Annotated in this window: 13 protein-coding genes and 1 pseudogene; 7 read left to right on the plus strand and 7 right to left on the minus strand. The window is 64.9% G+C overall.

The features are described from left to right. The first annotated feature begins 34 nt into the window (after window positions 1-34). A complete protein-coding gene (locus tag AC1DWR_RS06235) occupies window positions 35-931 on the plus strand; it encodes a LysR substrate-binding domain-containing protein (RefSeq protein ID WP_477623929.1) in 897 nt (298 codons plus the stop codon). A gap of 95 nt (window positions 932-1,026) precedes the next feature. On the opposite strand, the gene AC1DWR_RS06240 is transcribed toward AC1DWR_RS06235, so the two are convergent. The 6 genes and pseudogenes from AC1DWR_RS06240 to AC1DWR_RS06265 form a co-directional block, all read right to left on the minus strand. Further along, on the minus strand, window positions 1,027-1,836 hold the full coding sequence (locus tag AC1DWR_RS06240; protein WP_477623930.1) for an IclR family transcriptional regulator: 810 nt from the start codon (window positions 1,834-1,836) through the stop codon (window positions 1,027-1,029). Between the two features lie 11 nt (window positions 1,837-1,847). Then, window positions 1,848-2,719, minus strand: a pseudogene (locus AC1DWR_RS06245) (dioxygenase family protein). After that, the gene (locus AC1DWR_RS06250; protein WP_477623931.1) at window positions 2,716-3,828 is read right to left on the minus strand and encodes a maleylacetate reductase; all 1,113 of its coding nucleotides are present in this window, start codon (window positions 3,826-3,828) and stop codon (window positions 2,716-2,718) included. Before AC1DWR_RS06250 ends, AC1DWR_RS06245 begins: the two are co-directional and overlap by 4 nt. Continuing rightward, window positions 3,825-4,814, minus strand: coding sequence for a gamma-resorcylate decarboxylase (gene tsdA / locus AC1DWR_RS06255; protein WP_477623932.1), 990 nt, complete (start codon window positions 4,812-4,814; stop codon window positions 3,825-3,827). The genes AC1DWR_RS06250 and tsdA overlap by 4 nt, the downstream gene beginning before the upstream one ends. A gap of 25 nt (window positions 4,815-4,839) precedes the next feature. Further along, window positions 4,840-6,387 (minus strand): bifunctional 3-(3-hydroxy-phenyl)propionate/3-hydroxycinnamic acid hydroxylase MhpA, encoded by a 1,548-nt coding sequence (gene mhpA, locus AC1DWR_RS06260; RefSeq protein WP_477623933.1) that lies wholly within the window; start codon window positions 6,385-6,387, stop codon window positions 4,840-4,842. Between the two features lie 39 nt (window positions 6,388-6,426). Further along, complete coding sequence (locus AC1DWR_RS06265; RefSeq protein WP_477623934.1) at window positions 6,427-7,695, minus strand: MFS transporter; 1,269 nt, start codon at window positions 7,693-7,695, stop codon at window positions 6,427-6,429. Window positions 7,696-7,968: 273 nt separating this feature from the next. Here AC1DWR_RS06265 and AC1DWR_RS06270 point away from each other — a divergent pair, with 273 nt between their 5' ends. Together AC1DWR_RS06270 and AC1DWR_RS06275 are read left to right on the plus strand one after the other, a co-directional pair. Then, complete coding sequence (locus AC1DWR_RS06270) at window positions 7,969-8,412, plus strand: MarR family winged helix-turn-helix transcriptional regulator (RefSeq protein ID WP_477623935.1); 444 nt, start codon at window positions 7,969-7,971, stop codon at window positions 8,410-8,412. A gap of 17 nt (window positions 8,413-8,429) precedes the next feature. Continuing rightward, on the plus strand, window positions 8,430-9,398 hold the full coding sequence (locus AC1DWR_RS06275) for a zinc-binding alcohol dehydrogenase family protein (protein ID WP_477624230.1): 969 nt from the start codon (window positions 8,430-8,432) through the stop codon (window positions 9,396-9,398). A gap of 773 nt (window positions 9,399-10,171) precedes the next feature. Here the strand turns inward: AC1DWR_RS06275 and AC1DWR_RS06280 are convergent. Beyond that, window positions 10,172-11,197: a LacI family DNA-binding transcriptional regulator gene (locus AC1DWR_RS06280; RefSeq protein WP_477613627.1), complete on the minus strand. Its 1,026-nt coding sequence runs from the start codon at window positions 11,195-11,197 to the stop codon at window positions 10,172-10,174. 391 nt (window positions 11,198-11,588) lie between these two features. Between AC1DWR_RS06280 and AC1DWR_RS06285 the strand changes: the two genes are divergently transcribed. From AC1DWR_RS06285 to AC1DWR_RS06300, 4 genes are all read left to right on the plus strand, one after another. Further along, entirely contained in the window at window positions 11,589-12,878 is a 1,290-nt protein-coding gene (locus tag AC1DWR_RS06285) for an ABC transporter substrate-binding protein (RefSeq protein WP_477623936.1), read from the plus strand. 136 nt (window positions 12,879-13,014) lie between these two features. Further along, the gene (locus AC1DWR_RS06290) at window positions 13,015-13,971 is read left to right on the plus strand and encodes a carbohydrate ABC transporter permease (RefSeq protein WP_477623937.1); all 957 of its coding nucleotides are present in this window, start codon (window positions 13,015-13,017) and stop codon (window positions 13,969-13,971) included. Window positions 13,972-13,973: 2 nt separating this feature from the next. After that, window positions 13,974-14,894, plus strand: coding sequence for a carbohydrate ABC transporter permease (locus AC1DWR_RS06295; RefSeq protein ID WP_477623938.1), 921 nt, complete (start codon window positions 13,974-13,976; stop codon window positions 14,892-14,894). Between the two features lie 159 nt (window positions 14,895-15,053). Next, the gene (locus AC1DWR_RS06300) at window positions 15,054-16,283 is read left to right on the plus strand and encodes a glycoside hydrolase family 32 protein (RefSeq protein WP_477623939.1); all 1,230 of its coding nucleotides are present in this window, start codon (window positions 15,054-15,056) and stop codon (window positions 16,281-16,283) included. Window positions 16,284-16,323 lie beyond the last annotated feature (40 nt).

The following is a 16,323-nucleotide window of genomic DNA, read 5'->3' on the forward strand; positions in this document are numbered from 1 at the left end:
TCGAGCGTTATTAGAACTGTGCGAGTATGAGTAGATGGAACTTCGTCTGATGCGCTACTTCGTTGCGGTTGCTGAGGAATTGCATTTCGGCCGGGCTGCGGCTCGGCTGCACATGGCGCAACCTCCGCTATCGCAGCAAATCCGGCTGCTGGAGGCGGACCTCGGGGTGGAGCTCTTCAGGCGTACGACGCGCAAGGTTGAGCTGACTACTGCAGGACTGGCCTACCTGGACCGGGTGCGTTCTGTGCTGTGGGAGGTCGACGACGCCGCGAGGGAGGTGCGGCGAGTGGCGGCCGGCACGGAGGGCAGGTTGGTCGTGGGTTGCGTGGGGTCCGCGACATACAGCCTGTTGCCAGCCCTGGCGCGCAAGCTGCGAGAGGAGCTGCCGCGCGTTGACTTCAGCTTTCGCGGCGAGATGCTCGCACCCGCGCAGGTTGAGGCGCTGGTCGCAAGGAACATCGACCTAGCCCTTCTGAGACCACCAGTTGACAGCACAGAGATCGAGCTGCGGACGCTGCGCCACGACAAACTGATCGTGGCGCTGCCGGAGGGGCATCGGCTCAGCGGGCGCAAGCGTGTCAAAGTCAGTGACCTCAGGGATGAGGACTTCATCATACACGCGGGCCAGGGACGTTCAGTGATGAGCGGTGTGGTCGCAAGCCTGTGTCAGGATGCCGGCTTCGTGCCCCGCGTGAGGCAGGAGGTGGCCGAGACCTCAACGATGGTCACGTTTGTCGCTGCCGGGCTGGGGGTTGCCATCGTCCCCGAGCCAGTGTCTGCTCTCGGCGTGCCCGGGGCGACGTTCAGGCCGCTGACACCACGGTCTGCGGTTGAGCTCTGTATGGCGACGCGAGCAGGTGAGCGCGCCCCGCATGTGGCGCGGGCCGCCGAAGTCCTCACGCAGATGACGGGCGGCGCGCTCGAGCCGTAGCGGCACTTCTTGCTGCGTTCTTGTCCCCTAGTCTGGCCGTGCCATGGAAGCCATTGCCGATGGGTCTGGGTCGAGGGCGGCCAGGGTGACGGTGGTCAGGCTCCACGCGACGAGCCCAGGTCGAGACGAATACGGTCGATGGTCTGCTGCAGTTCGGACTCGATGCGTGCCAGTTCCGAATTGTCAGCGATGCGGGCGGGTAGCGCCACTGCGATGACCAGCGGGATGGACTCTCCCGGGGGGAATACCGGGGCGGCGATGGACGCCACGCCGGGGATAACCCCGCCGGACGTGACGGCGACACCGCGACGCTTGACTTCGGCCCGGATCCGGTCGAGTTCTGCCGCGTTCGGTGGGCGTCCCGTGTCTGTCGACATCTGACTTTCCAGGACTGGCCGCGTGAGGGAGTCGGGCAGGTAGGCCAAGTAGACGCGGCCGACCGAGGACGTCAAGAGTGGCAGTGTTGCGCCGACGCGTACCGTGATCGGCAGAGCGTAGGACCCATAGTCCCAGCGAACCAGAATCGGTCCGTGGTCACCCCACACGGCGAGGTTGACGGCGTGGGAGGTTCGGTCGCGCAGGTCAGGGAGATGTTCAGACACGAGGCCGACCTCGTCGAGGCGACGCAGAGACTCGACACCGATTCGGCGCATCGCTGGACCAAGGTCGTACAGCCCGGATCTGTGGGACTGCACGACCATGCCCGTGCGAACCAGGCTCACGAGGTAGCGGTGGACCTTGCTCGCGCCCATGTTGGCGGCATGGGCAATCTGGGTGAGGCTCATTGGACCGAGGCCAGCTTCAATGGTCTCAACGATCGACATGGCCAGTTCGACGGACTGGATGCCCTGCTGCTGGCCTTTTGGAGGTGCCTCTTGCGGCTGAGGCACGTCGTTCGGTTGCACAGTGGACGAGTCTATCGGTGGGTCGGGTGCGGGGAAGCGAGGTTGTCAGGGGGGTCCGGGGTGAGCACGAAGTCAAAATTGCACCGCCAAGTGGTGTCGTGGTCCGCGCGCTCGTAGTTGGTCACCAAGGACTCCTTGACCCCGAAGACAGCGTCGGAGCGGAGGTAGTCGTCACCTGCTGCGAATGTATGCGTGACGAGTCGTTCGTAGTTCACGGCGGTGATGAGGAAGTGCACGTGCGCTGGCCGGTACGGGTGGCGGCCGAGCGCACCGAGGAGTTGACCGACGGGGCCATCGTCGGGATGGGGTATGACGTTGGCTTGATTCCGCGGAAGGAGTACGCGCCGTCGGCACCGGTGATGAACCTGCCGCGGTTGTTCCACTGCGGCTGGATGTCGGGCTGTTGGACGTCGTAGTAGCCGTCAGCGTTGTCTGACCACACGTCCACACATGCGCCTGCGATAGGGGAGCCCGTGAGGTCCAGGACGCGTCCGGTGAACAGGCAGCTCTCACCCTTGCCGTCGAAGGTGATGTTCTCACCCATGCTGCGGATGGGTGCGCCGGTGACATGGAACGGGCCGAACACGGTGCTGTCGGTCGCGCCCTTAGGGCGGTGGTGGTTGATCGCGTCCACGAGCATCGACAGTCCGAGCACATCGGAGAGCAAGATGAACTCCTGCCTTTCTTGGTTGCACAACTGTCCCGTTCTGGTGAGGAATGCGATGGCGTGCTCCCACTCAGCCTCGGTCAAGGCCACCTCCTTCGCGAACGCGTGAAGGTGCTGGATGAGGCTTGTCATGATCTGTGCCACGCGTGGGTTGGCGTCGGGGCCCGTGCGTCCCAGGACTTCCTCGGCTGAGCCCTCCTCGGTGAAGAACGTCATGACCTGCCTGCGTCCGAGGCGCTTGAGCCGGGCCGGTGCCCCGCCCACGCATCTTGAAGTAAGGAGCGAATGCCGTGACGTTCCAGGGGTCGGGGAGTCCAGTACGGGGAGGTGAGGGCAAGGTCTGCCACACGGTCGAGGTCGGCTTCCGTCACGCCCAGGTCAGCAAGCCGTTGCGGGGCACCGACGACGCTGGAGAAGTCATAGAGGCTCGCCCCGAGCGGGCTTCCGAAAAGTTCACGTGCCGGGGCGAGTTGTTCCGCGGCTGCCTCAGCGACAAAAGCCATGGTGTGCGGCAAGAGGATTGCATGGGTGGGGGCATGGGGCAGGTCGAGACTTCCACCGAGGGTGTGGCACAGCTTGTGGTGGATGGACATGCCTACGCCTCCGAGCACGGTGCCGCACAGCCACGCCCCGTAAAGGGCCGTATCGCGGGCGTGCTGGTCGCTCGGATCGCGGTGGAGTGCAGGCAGTGCTTCCCGGAAGGCCCGGAGACCCTCCCTGGCTAGCACGGCGAACAGTGGACTACCGTCGCGTGCATAAAGACCCTCGAGAGCGTGCGCCATCGCGTTCAGGCCGCTGGTCACCGTGAGGGCTTCGGGCAGGGTGTCGGTCAGGGATGGGTCGTATATGACGACCTCGGGCAGGATCTCCGGGCCGCTGCGAGTGGTCTTCACCCCATGTTCGGTCTCGCCGAGAACCGGGGTGACCTCTGAGCCCGCATAGGTGGTGGGGACCACGATCTGGGGCACTCCCGTACGGCTGGCGATTGCCTTCCCAAGCCCTGTGGTGGATCCCCCGCCTAGGGCAACGATTCCGTCTGCGCCGGATGCGCGCAATGTGGTGACGGCCTCGTCGGTCACGGCGACTGGAGTGTGCATGGTCGCGTTGCTGAAGACGCCTGCAGACAGGTCGCCCAGGGAGGCAGCCAGCGCGGCGCCGTGCTCGGCCTGTTCGGGGGTCGTGAGAACCAGCGCGCGGTGTACCCCGGCTCGTGCGACCTCCTCGGGGATCTGTGCCAGGGAGCCGCGCCCGAACACGATGCGGGCCGGCCCTGTCGTGTGGGTGAACCCGTGGAGTGCGGATTGGGGTGCCGGTTCGGCGTTCATCGGTCGAGGCCGAAGAGCGAGGCTGCGTTGGTCCGCCCGATCTTGGTGCGGTCCGCCTCTGAAAGTGAGGCTGCGTCGAACCAGTTGGCTGCGTGGTCGATGTTCTCGAAGGGCCAGTCGGTCGAGAACATGATGCGGTCGGCACCGAGCTCGAGGATCGCGTCGATGAGCGACTGGGTGCGGAAGTTGCCCGAAGTGGTGATGTGGAAGTTCTCGGTGAAGTAGTCGACGAAGCGTCGCTTGGCCGGGTAGGTGGGTGGAAGGTCGACCCAGGCATTGCGGTTGTCCATGCGCCACAGCATTGCCGGGATGCCCTCGCCCATGTGGCCAATGACGATTTGAAGCGAGGGGTGGTCGTCGAACAGGCCACTGGCCATGAGTCGCAGCGCATGGACGGCCGTCTCCTGCGCGAAAGCCCAGGTGGGGCCGAGCAGCCAGGGATGGTTGTCGTAGATTCGGGCGTCCTGTGCGAGCGGGTTGCGTGGGTGGAGGTAGAACGGGACGTCGAGCCGTGCAACCTCGGCCCAGAATGGGCGGTACTGGGGTAGGTCGTAGTACAGCGGCTCCTGTCCGTTGCCATGCTGCTCGTCTTGGGAGAACCCGTTGACGAGGGCGCCGACGAAACCGAGATCGGTGACGCACCTCTGCAACTCCTGGGCTGCCGCGTCGGGGTCCTGGAGGGGCAGCGCGGCGAAGGCTCGGAACCGATCCGGACGCTTGGCGCACTCCTCGGCGAGGGCGTCGTTCGCGCGTTTCGCGATCTCGATGGCGCGCCGGCGGTCTGGGATCGCTTGGACGGCAGGTGCGTTCAGGGACAGGATCATCGTCTCGATGCCATGTTCGTCCATGAGTTCCAGGCGACGTCCCTGGACGTCCAGGAGTCGGTTCTGCAGTTCGTCCCAGTAGGTGCCGGGTACGAAGCCGGCGGAGTCCTGGAGTGTCTCGGGAATCGCCCAGTGCTCTTCGAGCGCGATTTTGCCTTTCATGATGTTCTCCTTGTCTGCGGGGGTGTCAGGCGGAGGCGCGGAGCTGGCCGAGCAGCTCTTTGATCAGCGCGCCTAGCTCCTCTGCGTTACCTGCCAGGGCGTAGATGTAGCTGTCCGGACGCACAATTGCCGCGACGCAGCCTGTGCTGGCAAACCAGCGGGTGTAGGTGCCGCCGGTGTCGGACAGGTCGGCGGGTTCGAACATGGACTCGATCCCGAAGGTGACTTCGCGCCCACCGAGCGAGCCGAAGGCCGCGCGAAGGTCGTCGGGGATGGCTGCCAGAGAGACGGCGCTGTTGGCAACAACAAGCCACCCTGTGCCAACCACGTCGTCGAACAGGGCGGTGCGTTCGGCTGACGAGACAATGCCCTGGGGGAGCATGTCTCCGCCACTGACTATGAGTCCGCCGCGCAGGGCCGGGTACACGAGCTTGTCCGGCTTCATGTTCGCTTGGCGTGCGGCGATCATCTGGGCGTCGCGAAGTTCGGCTTGTTCGACGTCCCGCATCGTCTGGACCCGACCGAGCTCGATGGCCTTTTCAGTGATGAAGCGGACGTGCGGTTCGCGTTCCACCTGGTATGTGTCGAGCAGGTCGTCGGGTCCGCCGCCGGCCACGACCATCTGAAGCTTCCAGGCCAGGTTTCTGGCGTCGCGAATGCCAGACACCATTCCCTGTGCGAGGAAGGGGGGCATCTGGTGGGCCGCGTCTCCGGCGAGCAGGACCCTGCGTTGCCGCCACTGCTGAGCAATGCTGGAGCGGAAGGTGTAGTTCGCGGTGCGAATCAAGTTGGCGTCGGCGGGGGTGAGGTAGTCCCCGACGCGCTCCCAGACCCGGTCGGTCCGGATCGCCTCCTCGGCCGAGGTGTCGGCCTCCAGCCGGAACGAGAACCGATGGTGGCCGGGCCCGATGTTCACGATGGCGATTGGTTCGGCGGGGTTGCAGACCTGACGGAAAGTGGGCAGCCCGGGGACGTCGTGCCGGAGCTGGAAGTCGCACACGAGCCAGTTTTCGAAGAACCCGTAGTCGTCGAGGCCAACGCCAATCACGTTGCGCACTGTGCTGTTGCCGCCGTCGCATCCGATCACGTAACGGGCGCGGACCTCTTGTTCGTTTCCGTGTGCGTCACGGCTCGTCACGGTGACGTAATCGGGATGCTGGTCGATGCCAGTCACCTGAGTGCCACGGCGGACCTCGACGGTGGGGAGGGTCTCAACGAGTTCGTGCAGCACGGTCTCGATGTGCGGTTGGTACATCATGTACTGAGCGGGCCAGCCACAGCGGCCGGGGTTGTCGAATTCGATGTCGAGCAGTACATCTTCACGGCCGTTGACCCAGACGTAGCCCCGCTGCACGTTCGTGCCAGCCAGCATCTTCTCGGCTACGCCCAGTTTCTGGAATGTCCGCATGGTCTCGTCGTCAAAGGCCGCGGCCCGCGGCAGGTTGTAGAGGCCCTCATACCTCTCCATGGCCAGGACGCTGATGCCTTGTTGCCCAAGCAGGGCTGAGAGGCTCATTCCGGTGGGGCCATATCCGACGACGACAACATCGACGCCTTCTGCGGTGATGGTCATTTCAGGTCTCCTGGTCTTTGCTCACGAGGGCGTGAAGGGTCATGCCTTGAGCCCTGCTTCCTTCGCTTCGTGCCGTCGGGTCGCGCCGTTCGATCTGGTGATTTGGGGGACGCATGCTGCCAGGACGGCTCCGATGACGCCGGGGATGGCAAACAGGTAGAAGTTCCACGACACATCAAGGGATGAGGTCAGGATGGCGCCGCCCATGGTTGGGCCCGTTATGGCGCCGACACGGCCGATGGACAGGGCCCACCCGATGCCGGGACCGCGAAGGTGGTCGGGGTAGCGAGTGACGATGAAGGCGTTGGTGAGGACCTGTGAACCGATGAAGCCCAGGCCGCTGACGAACATGAGGACGAAGAGCAAGGGGAGCGGCGGTTTCAGGGTCATCAGGAGGAGGGCGGCGGCGCCGGCGAGGAATGAGGTCACGACGACGGGCTTGATGCCAAGCCGTCCAGCGAGGCGTCCCCCGGCGACCATGCCGACGGCGGCGCCAACCCACATCGCTGCGGCTTGGAGCAGGGAGGAGCCAAGGGAGTAGCCGGCCGCTTGCATGATGGTGGGCAGCCACGTGCTGATGCCGAATACGAGCAACAGACCGCAGAAGGAGATGGCCCAGAAGAGCAGCGTCGGCAGCCATACACCGCTGCCGAACAGCGAGCGCAGACCGCCGAGGTCACCGCGCTGGGTCGGGAGCACTGTGGTGGATGGGGTGTAGGGGCTTTCGGGAAGTGCTCGCACCGCCAGAGGAAGAAGGACGATGGCGGGAAGGGCGCCGGCAGCGTAGATCCACCGCCAGGACGCGTCGGGCAGCAGGAAGCTTGCGAGCAGGGCTGACAGGAGGGCACCTCCTGCATAGCCGGCCATCATCGCGCCCACGTTTCGGGTGCGTCGTTCGGGGGCGGAGAGGTCTGCGATGTATGCGGTCAGGGTGGGCAGGACAATGCCGACGCCGAGGCCGACGACGGTTCGGGCGAGGCCGAAAAGGCCGAAGGTGTGTGCGAGGGCGCAGGCCAGCATGCCGACCGAAAAGAGTCCGGCTCCGCAGAGCAGGAGCCGTCGGCTTCCTACCCTGCGGATCAGCAGGGCGCAGAGGGCGGCCCCGATGAGCATGCCGATGGCGAGTAGGGATCCGACATGGCCGGCTGACTGCTTGGTGACGTTCAGATCGGACCTGAGAAGGGAGGGGATGGTGACGCCGTATGAGGCGAGGTCATAGCCCTCCAGGGCAGCAAACGCGCCGGCTATGAGCAGAACGGGGAGCTCGCGGCGGGATCCGGCGCCATTGCCGGACACGGTGAGAGACATGGTGATTCTCCTGGCGAAGAGAGTGGGCTGTGTGGGTGTTGAGGGCGCTCGAGTTTGGTGCTGGCAATCAAGATAGATTTCACCTATACAGAAGTCAATGCACAATAGTGAAAAACTTGGACGCACGCTTGCAGTCCGACCCGGCACCTACAGGACTCTGGGCGCAGCCGGACGGAGCCAGTGGGCGCCAAATCTTGGTTGTGCGGACGAGCGATTCGAGTCGCGATCTCCATTCCAGGGAATAGTCTTCCCCGGAAGAGAGTTGCCCTCCCCATGAGAGAGAACCTGCCCCTCTTCGAAGCCCTCGTGCGGGTCGAGACGCGCTTGTGGAACCAGCTCGACAGGTCCCTGAGCGACAGACACGGACTCTCCCTTGCCTCGCTGCTCACGTTGCGCGTGCTGCAGGCCGCGCCGGGCAGCCGGGTCCAAGATCTTGCCGACGAGATCGACATCTCCCCCGGTGGAGCGAGCAAGCTCGTTGATCGCCTGGTCTCCGCAGAGCTCGTGGAGCGGACCGCGGACGACGCCGATCGAAGAGTGAGCCGTCTGCGCCTCACGAAGGGCGGACGCCGAGCCGTGAAGGAGGGCTCCACGATGAGCGAGGAGTGGCTGTCGGAGCGGTTCGGGCAAGCCATCGGGTCGCAGGGAGCCGAGGAGCTCGCAGTCCTGCTCGGGTCTTTCGGTTCGATCGGTGCGGCGCAGCATGGTGCCGCGTGAACGCCGCCCCGGACACCATGCGTGCAGTGGTCCTCTCAGCTCCAGGGGGTGTCGACGCCCTGCGCGTGCTACGCATTGCGGTCCCACAGCCAAGAGCTGGTTGGGTGCTCATCCGGGTGCGAGCAGTCGGAGTCAACCGTTCCGAGCTGCACACCCGACTCGGGCTCGCCGAAGGAGTCACCTTCCCGCGCGTCCTCGGCATCGAGGCAACCGGTGAGGTGGTCGCCTGCCCCGACGGTGAGTTTGCTGTCGGGCAGCAGGTGATGACGATGATGGGCGGGATGGGCCGCACCTTTGACGGCGGATATGCCGAGTACACCTGCGTGCCGGTCGGCCAGGTGGTCCCTTTCCGCAGCGACCTTCCCTGGGAGCTCTTGGGGGCAGTCCCGGAGATGCTCCAGACGGCATACGGGAGCCTGACCACTGGACTGGACGCCCAGCCCGGGCAAACCCTGCTGGTGCGTGGTGGCACCTCCTCGGTCGGGATGGCGGCCGCCGTGCTCGCGAAGCGCATGGGGCTCACCGTCGTGTCGACGACCCGTTCCCCGTCGAAGGCGGAGCGCCTGCGCGAGCTCGGCGTGGACCACGTCGTCATCGACGACGGAGAGATCGCCCCCCAGGTGCGGCAGCTCCTGCCCGACGGGGTCGACGCGGCCCTCGAGCTCGTCGGCGCCCCCACTCTTCGAGACACGTTGCGGACCCTGAAGGTGCACGGGGTGGCGTGCTTCACCGGGATGCTGAGCAACTCATGGGTCGTCGAGAGTTTCTATCCGATCGACTACCTGCCTTCAGGCGTCAGACTCACCGCCTACTCAGGCGAAGCCGCCGACCTCCCACCAGAGGTCCTGCAGGACTTCCTCGCCGCAGCCGCCGACGACCACCACCTCATCCCACTGGATCGAGTGTTCCCCCTCGACCAGATCGGCGATGCCCATGCCCACATGGAACAGAACCGCGCCACAGGCAAGATCGTCGTGGTCCCATGAGGTCACACCATCACCCACGAACATGGCAAGCCCTCACCTTCACGGCTGGCCCATGGGACAACCTCGGCATTCTGATTCTGGCCGCGACTGAGCGTGAGCACTCAAGCCAGGTCACCGGAGGCCTTGCGCACAAGGGAATCAAAGCGACGGAAGGCCGGTGCGTCACGCGGAATCTCGAACGCCCATCATGACCTCATCGATCCGCGACCGCTGCGAGCTGCAGTACCTTCCGTCAGTCGCCAACCATGGCCCTTAGCACGCTGCCTACGACGAGTCCGGAGACCTGATCCGCCAGGAGCTGCCCGGAGAGCTTGTCCCACCATCGGCCGCGACGAGGTCGGCCAACCGATCCGGCGGACGTACTCCGGTATTGCGGCAATCCTGAGGGGTCAGCCGCCATTCGCGGCGGTGTGGGACATCCATCCTGGGCGGAGTGCCTCAGGCTAAGCCCGTGCCCTAACAGTCCGGGTGTGCACGAAAGACGCCGGCCGGCGTCGAGAGCCTGTGGCGAATTCGCGGCAAAGTTCGCGGGTGAGCCGAGAACCCGCAGGTCGGCGGGCGGTATACGGCAGTCTGTAAATCCATCGCTAAAGCTTCGAAGGTTCGAATCCTTCACCTGCCACCACGTGCCCAGAGGGCGCCTGACCCGCGGAAACGCGGATCAGGCGCCCTCTGTGCGGGGTAGGGGTATCCAATCGAGGTGGACTCCCAGACCGCTGCGATTGCGAGCCGCAGTCCTTGTCTTGCTCGCCGCGGACTCGGATGCCCGAGGGCTACGAGCGGGGGGCGGTGATGGATTGGCGAAGTTGAATCGGCATGTCAATGAGCTGGATTCCCCGGGGGGCATCGGGATCCAGGACCTGTGTCATCGCGCGTCGACCCATCTCTTCATAGGGGAGCTTTGCGGTGGTGAGGCCCGGTCGCATGTAGGAGGCGAGTTCGTCGTCGTCGAAAGAGGCGATGGACACATCGTCGGGAACGGTCGCGCCATCTTCCGTCAGCGCCTGGTGCGCGCCGAAGGCGACGCGATCATTGAGACAGATCAGGGCGGTGACCTTCACTCCCGAATCGAGGATGCTCCTGGTGGCGTCGTACCCATTCCAGGGCTCCCACACTTCGAATTCGGCCGTGACGGCAGGCGCAACCCCTGCCTCGTCGAGTGCTTGGTAGATGCCTGCGAACCGGCTGCCGATGGTGGCCGAGATGGTGGGGCTGGCGATGGCCTTCGGGGCGTATCCGACGATCCCAATTCCGTGGCGGTGGCCGGCGTCCAGCAGCTGCCGGGTCACCCGGTAGCCCGCCTGTTGCTCCGCCGGTAGGACGGCTGAGTGAGCACTGGTGCTGGTGGCGTTTGCAGTGACCGCGCGGAGGCCTTCGGGAAGGTCCGGCAGCTCAAGCAGCCGTGCGGTGAGCGAGCCGAAGACGATTCCATCGACCTGGCGGTCGATCATGAACTCCAGGGCCTTCTCCAGCTGGAGGGGGTGGTTTCCCGTCTCCGCGATCAGCACCCCGTGGTCGCGCTCGTCGGCAACGTCGAGCAGCCCCCGGATCATGGCCGAGGCGAACCGCGTGATGGTCACCTCGTCGGAGATGAAGCCGACCGTGTGCGTCTTGCCCATCCTCAGGGACCGCGCGGCGGGGTTGGGCCGGTAGTTCAGCTCGCGCGCCGCCGCCTGGATCCGCTCCATGGCATCCGCGGACAGCCGCGACCCGGGACGGTTGTTGAGCACCAGGCTGACAGCGGTTTTTGACATCCCGGACTTGGCTGCGACATCAGCGAGGGTGACGCGCTTGGTCATCCGCTACTCCCTCCTGGCTGTGACGCGCTCGGCCACGTAGGGCTGATCCTATCCACAGGGACCAGTACTCAGTCACGAAGTTGCACTTGAAAAGGTTTTAGCAAGCCCTTGTGGTGTCATCTCGACGCTGCTAGCCTGCAGTCTGCTGAATCAATTTAGCACTAGAAGGACCCTCCCACCCCAAGGGTCCCTCGACAGCCCCAACGACGAGGCCGTGGCCCGCACTTTCGTCGCTGAGGCCCGGCCTTGAAACGTCGGTCATCACACGATGGAGTCGGCACGACCGTGCGCACGGGCACTGACCCAGACAACCAACGGAGCCCGTCATCCCGGCTCTGCACATCCCTATCTGCACATCCTCATCTGCACCTGGACCCCTCGGAGGACTTCCGTGAAGCTCAACCCAACCCAACGCATCGTCGTCGGCCTGCTTGTCGCCGCCCTACCCCTGTCACTCACCGCCTGCGCCAAGGGCGGCAGCTCCAGCGGTGGCGGCAACGGCGAACTCGCCATGTGGACCCACAACGCCGGAAACAAGGAAGAGCTCGCCGCGATCACCAAGATCGTCGACGACTACAACGCCAGCCAGACCAAGTACAAGGTGAAGATCCAGGCCTTCCCACAGGACTCCTACAACCAGTCCGTCGTCGCCGCGGCCGCGTCGAAGAAGCTGCCCTGCATCCTGGACATCGACGGCCCCAACGTCCCCAACTGGGCATGGGCCGGCTACCTCGCCCCCCTCGAAGGCCTGGACAGCACGCTCTCCAAGTTCCTGCCCAGCGTGCTCGGCAAGTACAACGGCAAGACCTACTCCTACGGGTACTACGACGTGGCCCTCGTGATGGTCACCCGCAAGACGATCCTCGAGAAGAACGGCATCCGGGTCCCCACCATCGACCAGCCTTGGACCAAGGACGAGTTCACGGCCGCACTTCAGAAGCTCAAGGCGTCCGGGAAGTACCAGAACCCCCTCGACATCGCGACCAGCTTCACCGGTGAGTGGTGGCCGTACGCCTACTCGCCGATGCTGCAGAGCTTCGGCGGTGACCTCGTCAACCGGACCGACTACAAGTCGGCGGACGGGACCCTGAACGGTGACAAGGCGGTTGAGTGGGCCAAGTGGTTCCGCGGCCTGGTCACCGACGGACTGGTGCCCCTCAAGTCAGGCGCCGACCCGGCCAAGGACTTCGTCAACGGCAAGACCGCAATCCTCTACAACGGCACCTGGACAGCGACGGACACCCGCAAGGCATTCGGCGCTGACACCCTGTTCCTGCCGCCGCCGGACCTCGGCAACGGCCCCAAGATCGGGGGCGGCTCGTGGCAGTGGGGCGTTTCGACCGGCTGCGCCGAGAAGGCCGGCGCGCAGGACTACATGAAGTTCGCCGCCCAGGACAAGTACGTCGCGTCGGTGGCGGCGGGAACCAAGAACATCCCGGCGACGGATGCAGCCGCCGCCACAGTGCCCGGCTACCAGGCTGGTGGTGAGAACGACGTCTTCCGTCAGTACGCCAAGAAGTTCGCGGTGCTGCGTCCCATCACCCCCGGCTACCCGTTCATCGCGACGGAGTTCACCAAGACTGCCCAGGACATCCTGACCGGTGCCGACCCCAAGAAGGCGCTCGACCAGGCCGTCAAGGACATCGACGCCAACCAGAAGGGCAACGGCTACTTCAAGTGAGGCCGTGACAGGACCCGGTATGCCGCGGCGAGTGTTCCACCCGCGGCATACCGACCTGACGACCTGACCTCACAACCTCGGCCTGACATCAAACCGAACGTGCGTGACCCGTTGTGCACATCAAAGGAGACGGACAATGACGACCATCTCGACGCCTCGAGCCGACAATCGCGGGAAGCCGGACGCGACCGGCAAGCGCGGGAGGCCAACGGCGACCGGCAAGCCTCGACGGCCCGGGCAGGCGACCGGCACCGCAGTGCTCATGCTGCTGCCCGCTGCTGTCCTGTTGATCACCTTCCTGCTGATCCCGATCGGCCTCACCTTCATCCTCGCCTTCACCGACGCGAGACTGATCTCTCCCAGGCCCGCCCAGTTCACCGGTCTGGACAACCTCACCCGGCTCTTCGGCGATGAGACCTTCTGGAAGTCGCTGCGCAACACGATCATCTTCGCCATCGTCATCGTGCCGTTGCAGTCCGCCTGCGCCCTCGGGCTGGCCTTGCTGGTCAACGTCAAGATGCGCGGGGTCAACTTCTTCCGGACCGTGTACTTCCTTCCGGTCGTCACCTCCATGGTGGTCGTGTCGATGCTGTGGCTGTTCCTCTACCAGAAGAACGGCCTCATCAACCAAGCACTGTCGAACTTCGGGATCGCCGGGCCGGACTGGCTGGGCGACCCGCACACCGCGCTCATCGCCATCATCCTCATGTCCGCCTGGCAGGCCATGGGCTTCCACATGGTCATCTGGCTCTCCGGCCTCCAGACGATCCCGGGCGACCTGTACGAGGCCGCCGACCTGGACGGCGCCGGAACGTGGCAGAAGTTCCGTTACGTGACCTGGCCGGGACTCCGGGCGACCCGGACCTTCATCCTCATCACCATCACCATCTCGGCGTTCTCGCTGTTCACCCAGGTCAACATCATGACCGAAGGAGGACCCCTGGACTCGACCTCCACGCTCGTGCTCATGGCGGTCCGGACCGGGTTCCAGCAGCAACAGACGGGCTATGCCTCCGCGATCTCGCTGGCCTTCTTCGTGCTCGTCCTCGCAGTCACTCTTGTCAACCGTTACCTCACTCGTGAGAAGGCCTGACCATGACCACCCTGCCCCACGTCGCCGAGACGGCGGCCCCCGCAACCCACCGCCCCGACCAGGGCCCCCGCCGGATCAGCGTCGCCCTGGGCGTCCTCCTTCGGGCGGCCCTGTGCCTGGTGTTCGGTTTGCCCCTGGTGTTCATGATCATCTCCAGCTTCAAACCCGACACCCAGATCTTCGCCGACCTCACCGGCCCGAAGGCGTTCCTGCCCGTCGGTGACCTGTCCTTGGACAACTACACGGGAGTCTTCAACAGGGTCCCGTTCGCTCAGTTCATGATGAACTCGATCCTCATCACGGTCGTCACCGTGGTGCTCGGGCTCATCGTCAACTCGATGGCGGCCTTCTCACTGGCCCGGATCAAGTTCCGCGGCGGATCCTTCGTCCTCGGGATCATCCTCGCCACCCTCATCGTGCCGTTCGAGACCCTGGCCCTGCCCTTGCTGTGGTGGTCCAACAAGCTGCCCTTCTTCGGACCGGGCGGCTTCAGCCAAGGGTGGTTGGACACCTACCAGGTGCAGATCGTCCCGTTCATCGCCAACGCCTTCTCGATGTTCCTCTTCTACCAATACTTCGACAGCATCCCCAAAGAGCTGGACGAGGCTGCCATGGTCGATGGGGCGAGCTGGTTCCGCATCTATCGCAGCATCATCATGCCGCTGTCAGGCCCAGCCATCGCCACTGTCGCGATCCTGACGTTCCTGCCGATGTGGAACCAGTACCTGTGGCCGCTGATGTCCGTTCAGTCCGAGGAGCTTCGCCCGGTGATGGTCGGCATCGGCTACTTCAAACAGCTCAACGTCGCCTGGGGCCAGATCATGGCGTACGCGACCATGATCACCGTCCCGGTGCTGATCCTGTTCATCGCCTTCCAGCGATCGTTCATCAACTCGATCGCATCCTCCGGCGTCAAGGGCTGAGAGCTTGGTGCTCCAACTTCCCAGGACAAGCGTGTGGTGCTTCCGGCTCGACGACGACGGCCAGAAGCACCACACGTCCTTCCTCAGCGCCCGCGTCAGCTGCGCAAGCCACACCTTCTTTCGCGCCCGTTCCAACTCACTATCCAGCGGAGTCAGCCCATGAGCCACGCAAAGAATGGGCGACCAGCCTTTCACTTCACACCCCGACACGGTTGGCTCAACGACCCCCATGGAGTCGTGTTCCACGACGGGAGATACCACCTGTTCCACCAAGCCCTTCCCGAGCGGGTGTCATGGAGTCCCGAGATCAGCTGGGGGCACGCCACAAGCCTCGACCTGATGAACTGGGTCCCGGAGGCGACCGCGCTCGAGCCTGCCCCCGATGAGACCGGATGTTGGACGGGAACCCTCTGCCTCCGCCCGGACGGGCAGCCGCTGATCCTGTACACCTCGGCCCGGGAACCACATCTTGATCTTGCGGACGTGCGAGCCGCATCTCCCGCAGACTCCACGTGGCAAACGTGGACGAACGGGGAACGCGTCGCCCTTCCTCTCGATGTGAAGACGCGCAAGCGGATCACCGTCTTCCGTGACCCGTCAGTGCGGCGAGAGAATGATCGTTGGCGAATGGTGGTGGGCGCTGGATATGAAGACGGGCGCCCCGCAGTCCTCAGCTGGGTGTCCAAGGACCTGACCACCTGGGCCTTCGATGGCGAGCTCGCGGTCGGAGTCCTCAGAAACGACGGACCCTGGCTCGGCACTGCGTGGGAATGTCCCCACCTGGTCAGGGTGGACGGGCATGACGTCCTCTTCGTCGGCTCCTGGAAGGACGGCATCACCGGCGAAGTACTCGCTGCCGTCGGAGAGCTTCAGGACGGCCGGTTCGAGAGCACCGAATGGACGCAGATTACGCACGGGGGAGGCCACTACGCCGCGACAGCGTTCCTCGACGCCGACAACCTCCCGTGCGCCATCTTCTGGATCCGGGGAGTAGCCGACCTGGACGCCGGCTGGTCGGGCGCCCTCAGCATCCCCTACCGGCTCTCGGTCGTCGACGGTGCGCTGCACCTTCGACCGCACCCCAACGCGATGAACGCATTCCCAACCAACGGCGCCGACCCGAACGTCCAGCTGCTCGAGGTTGACGAGATCGACGGCTTCCACCACAACGGCATCGACGTGACGTCCGGTCGCGACGAGCTCGTGGTCAGCATCGGCTCGACACACCTGCGCATCCCATCAGTGCGCGGCAGGCCTGCCGAGACCCTGACCGTCATCGTCGACGGTCCTGTTCTGGAGGTCTGCACGGGAACCTCAATCGCCGGAGCGCAACTGCCCGTGCCGGCAGCCGTGCCCGTGTCCGCGACCAACCCTGGCGGCATGTCGTGAAGCCGCAGATAGACCCTCAGGCTGGTACCGAGCCACTACA

This window comes from Pedococcus sp. P2_E2 (assembly GCF_056403955.1).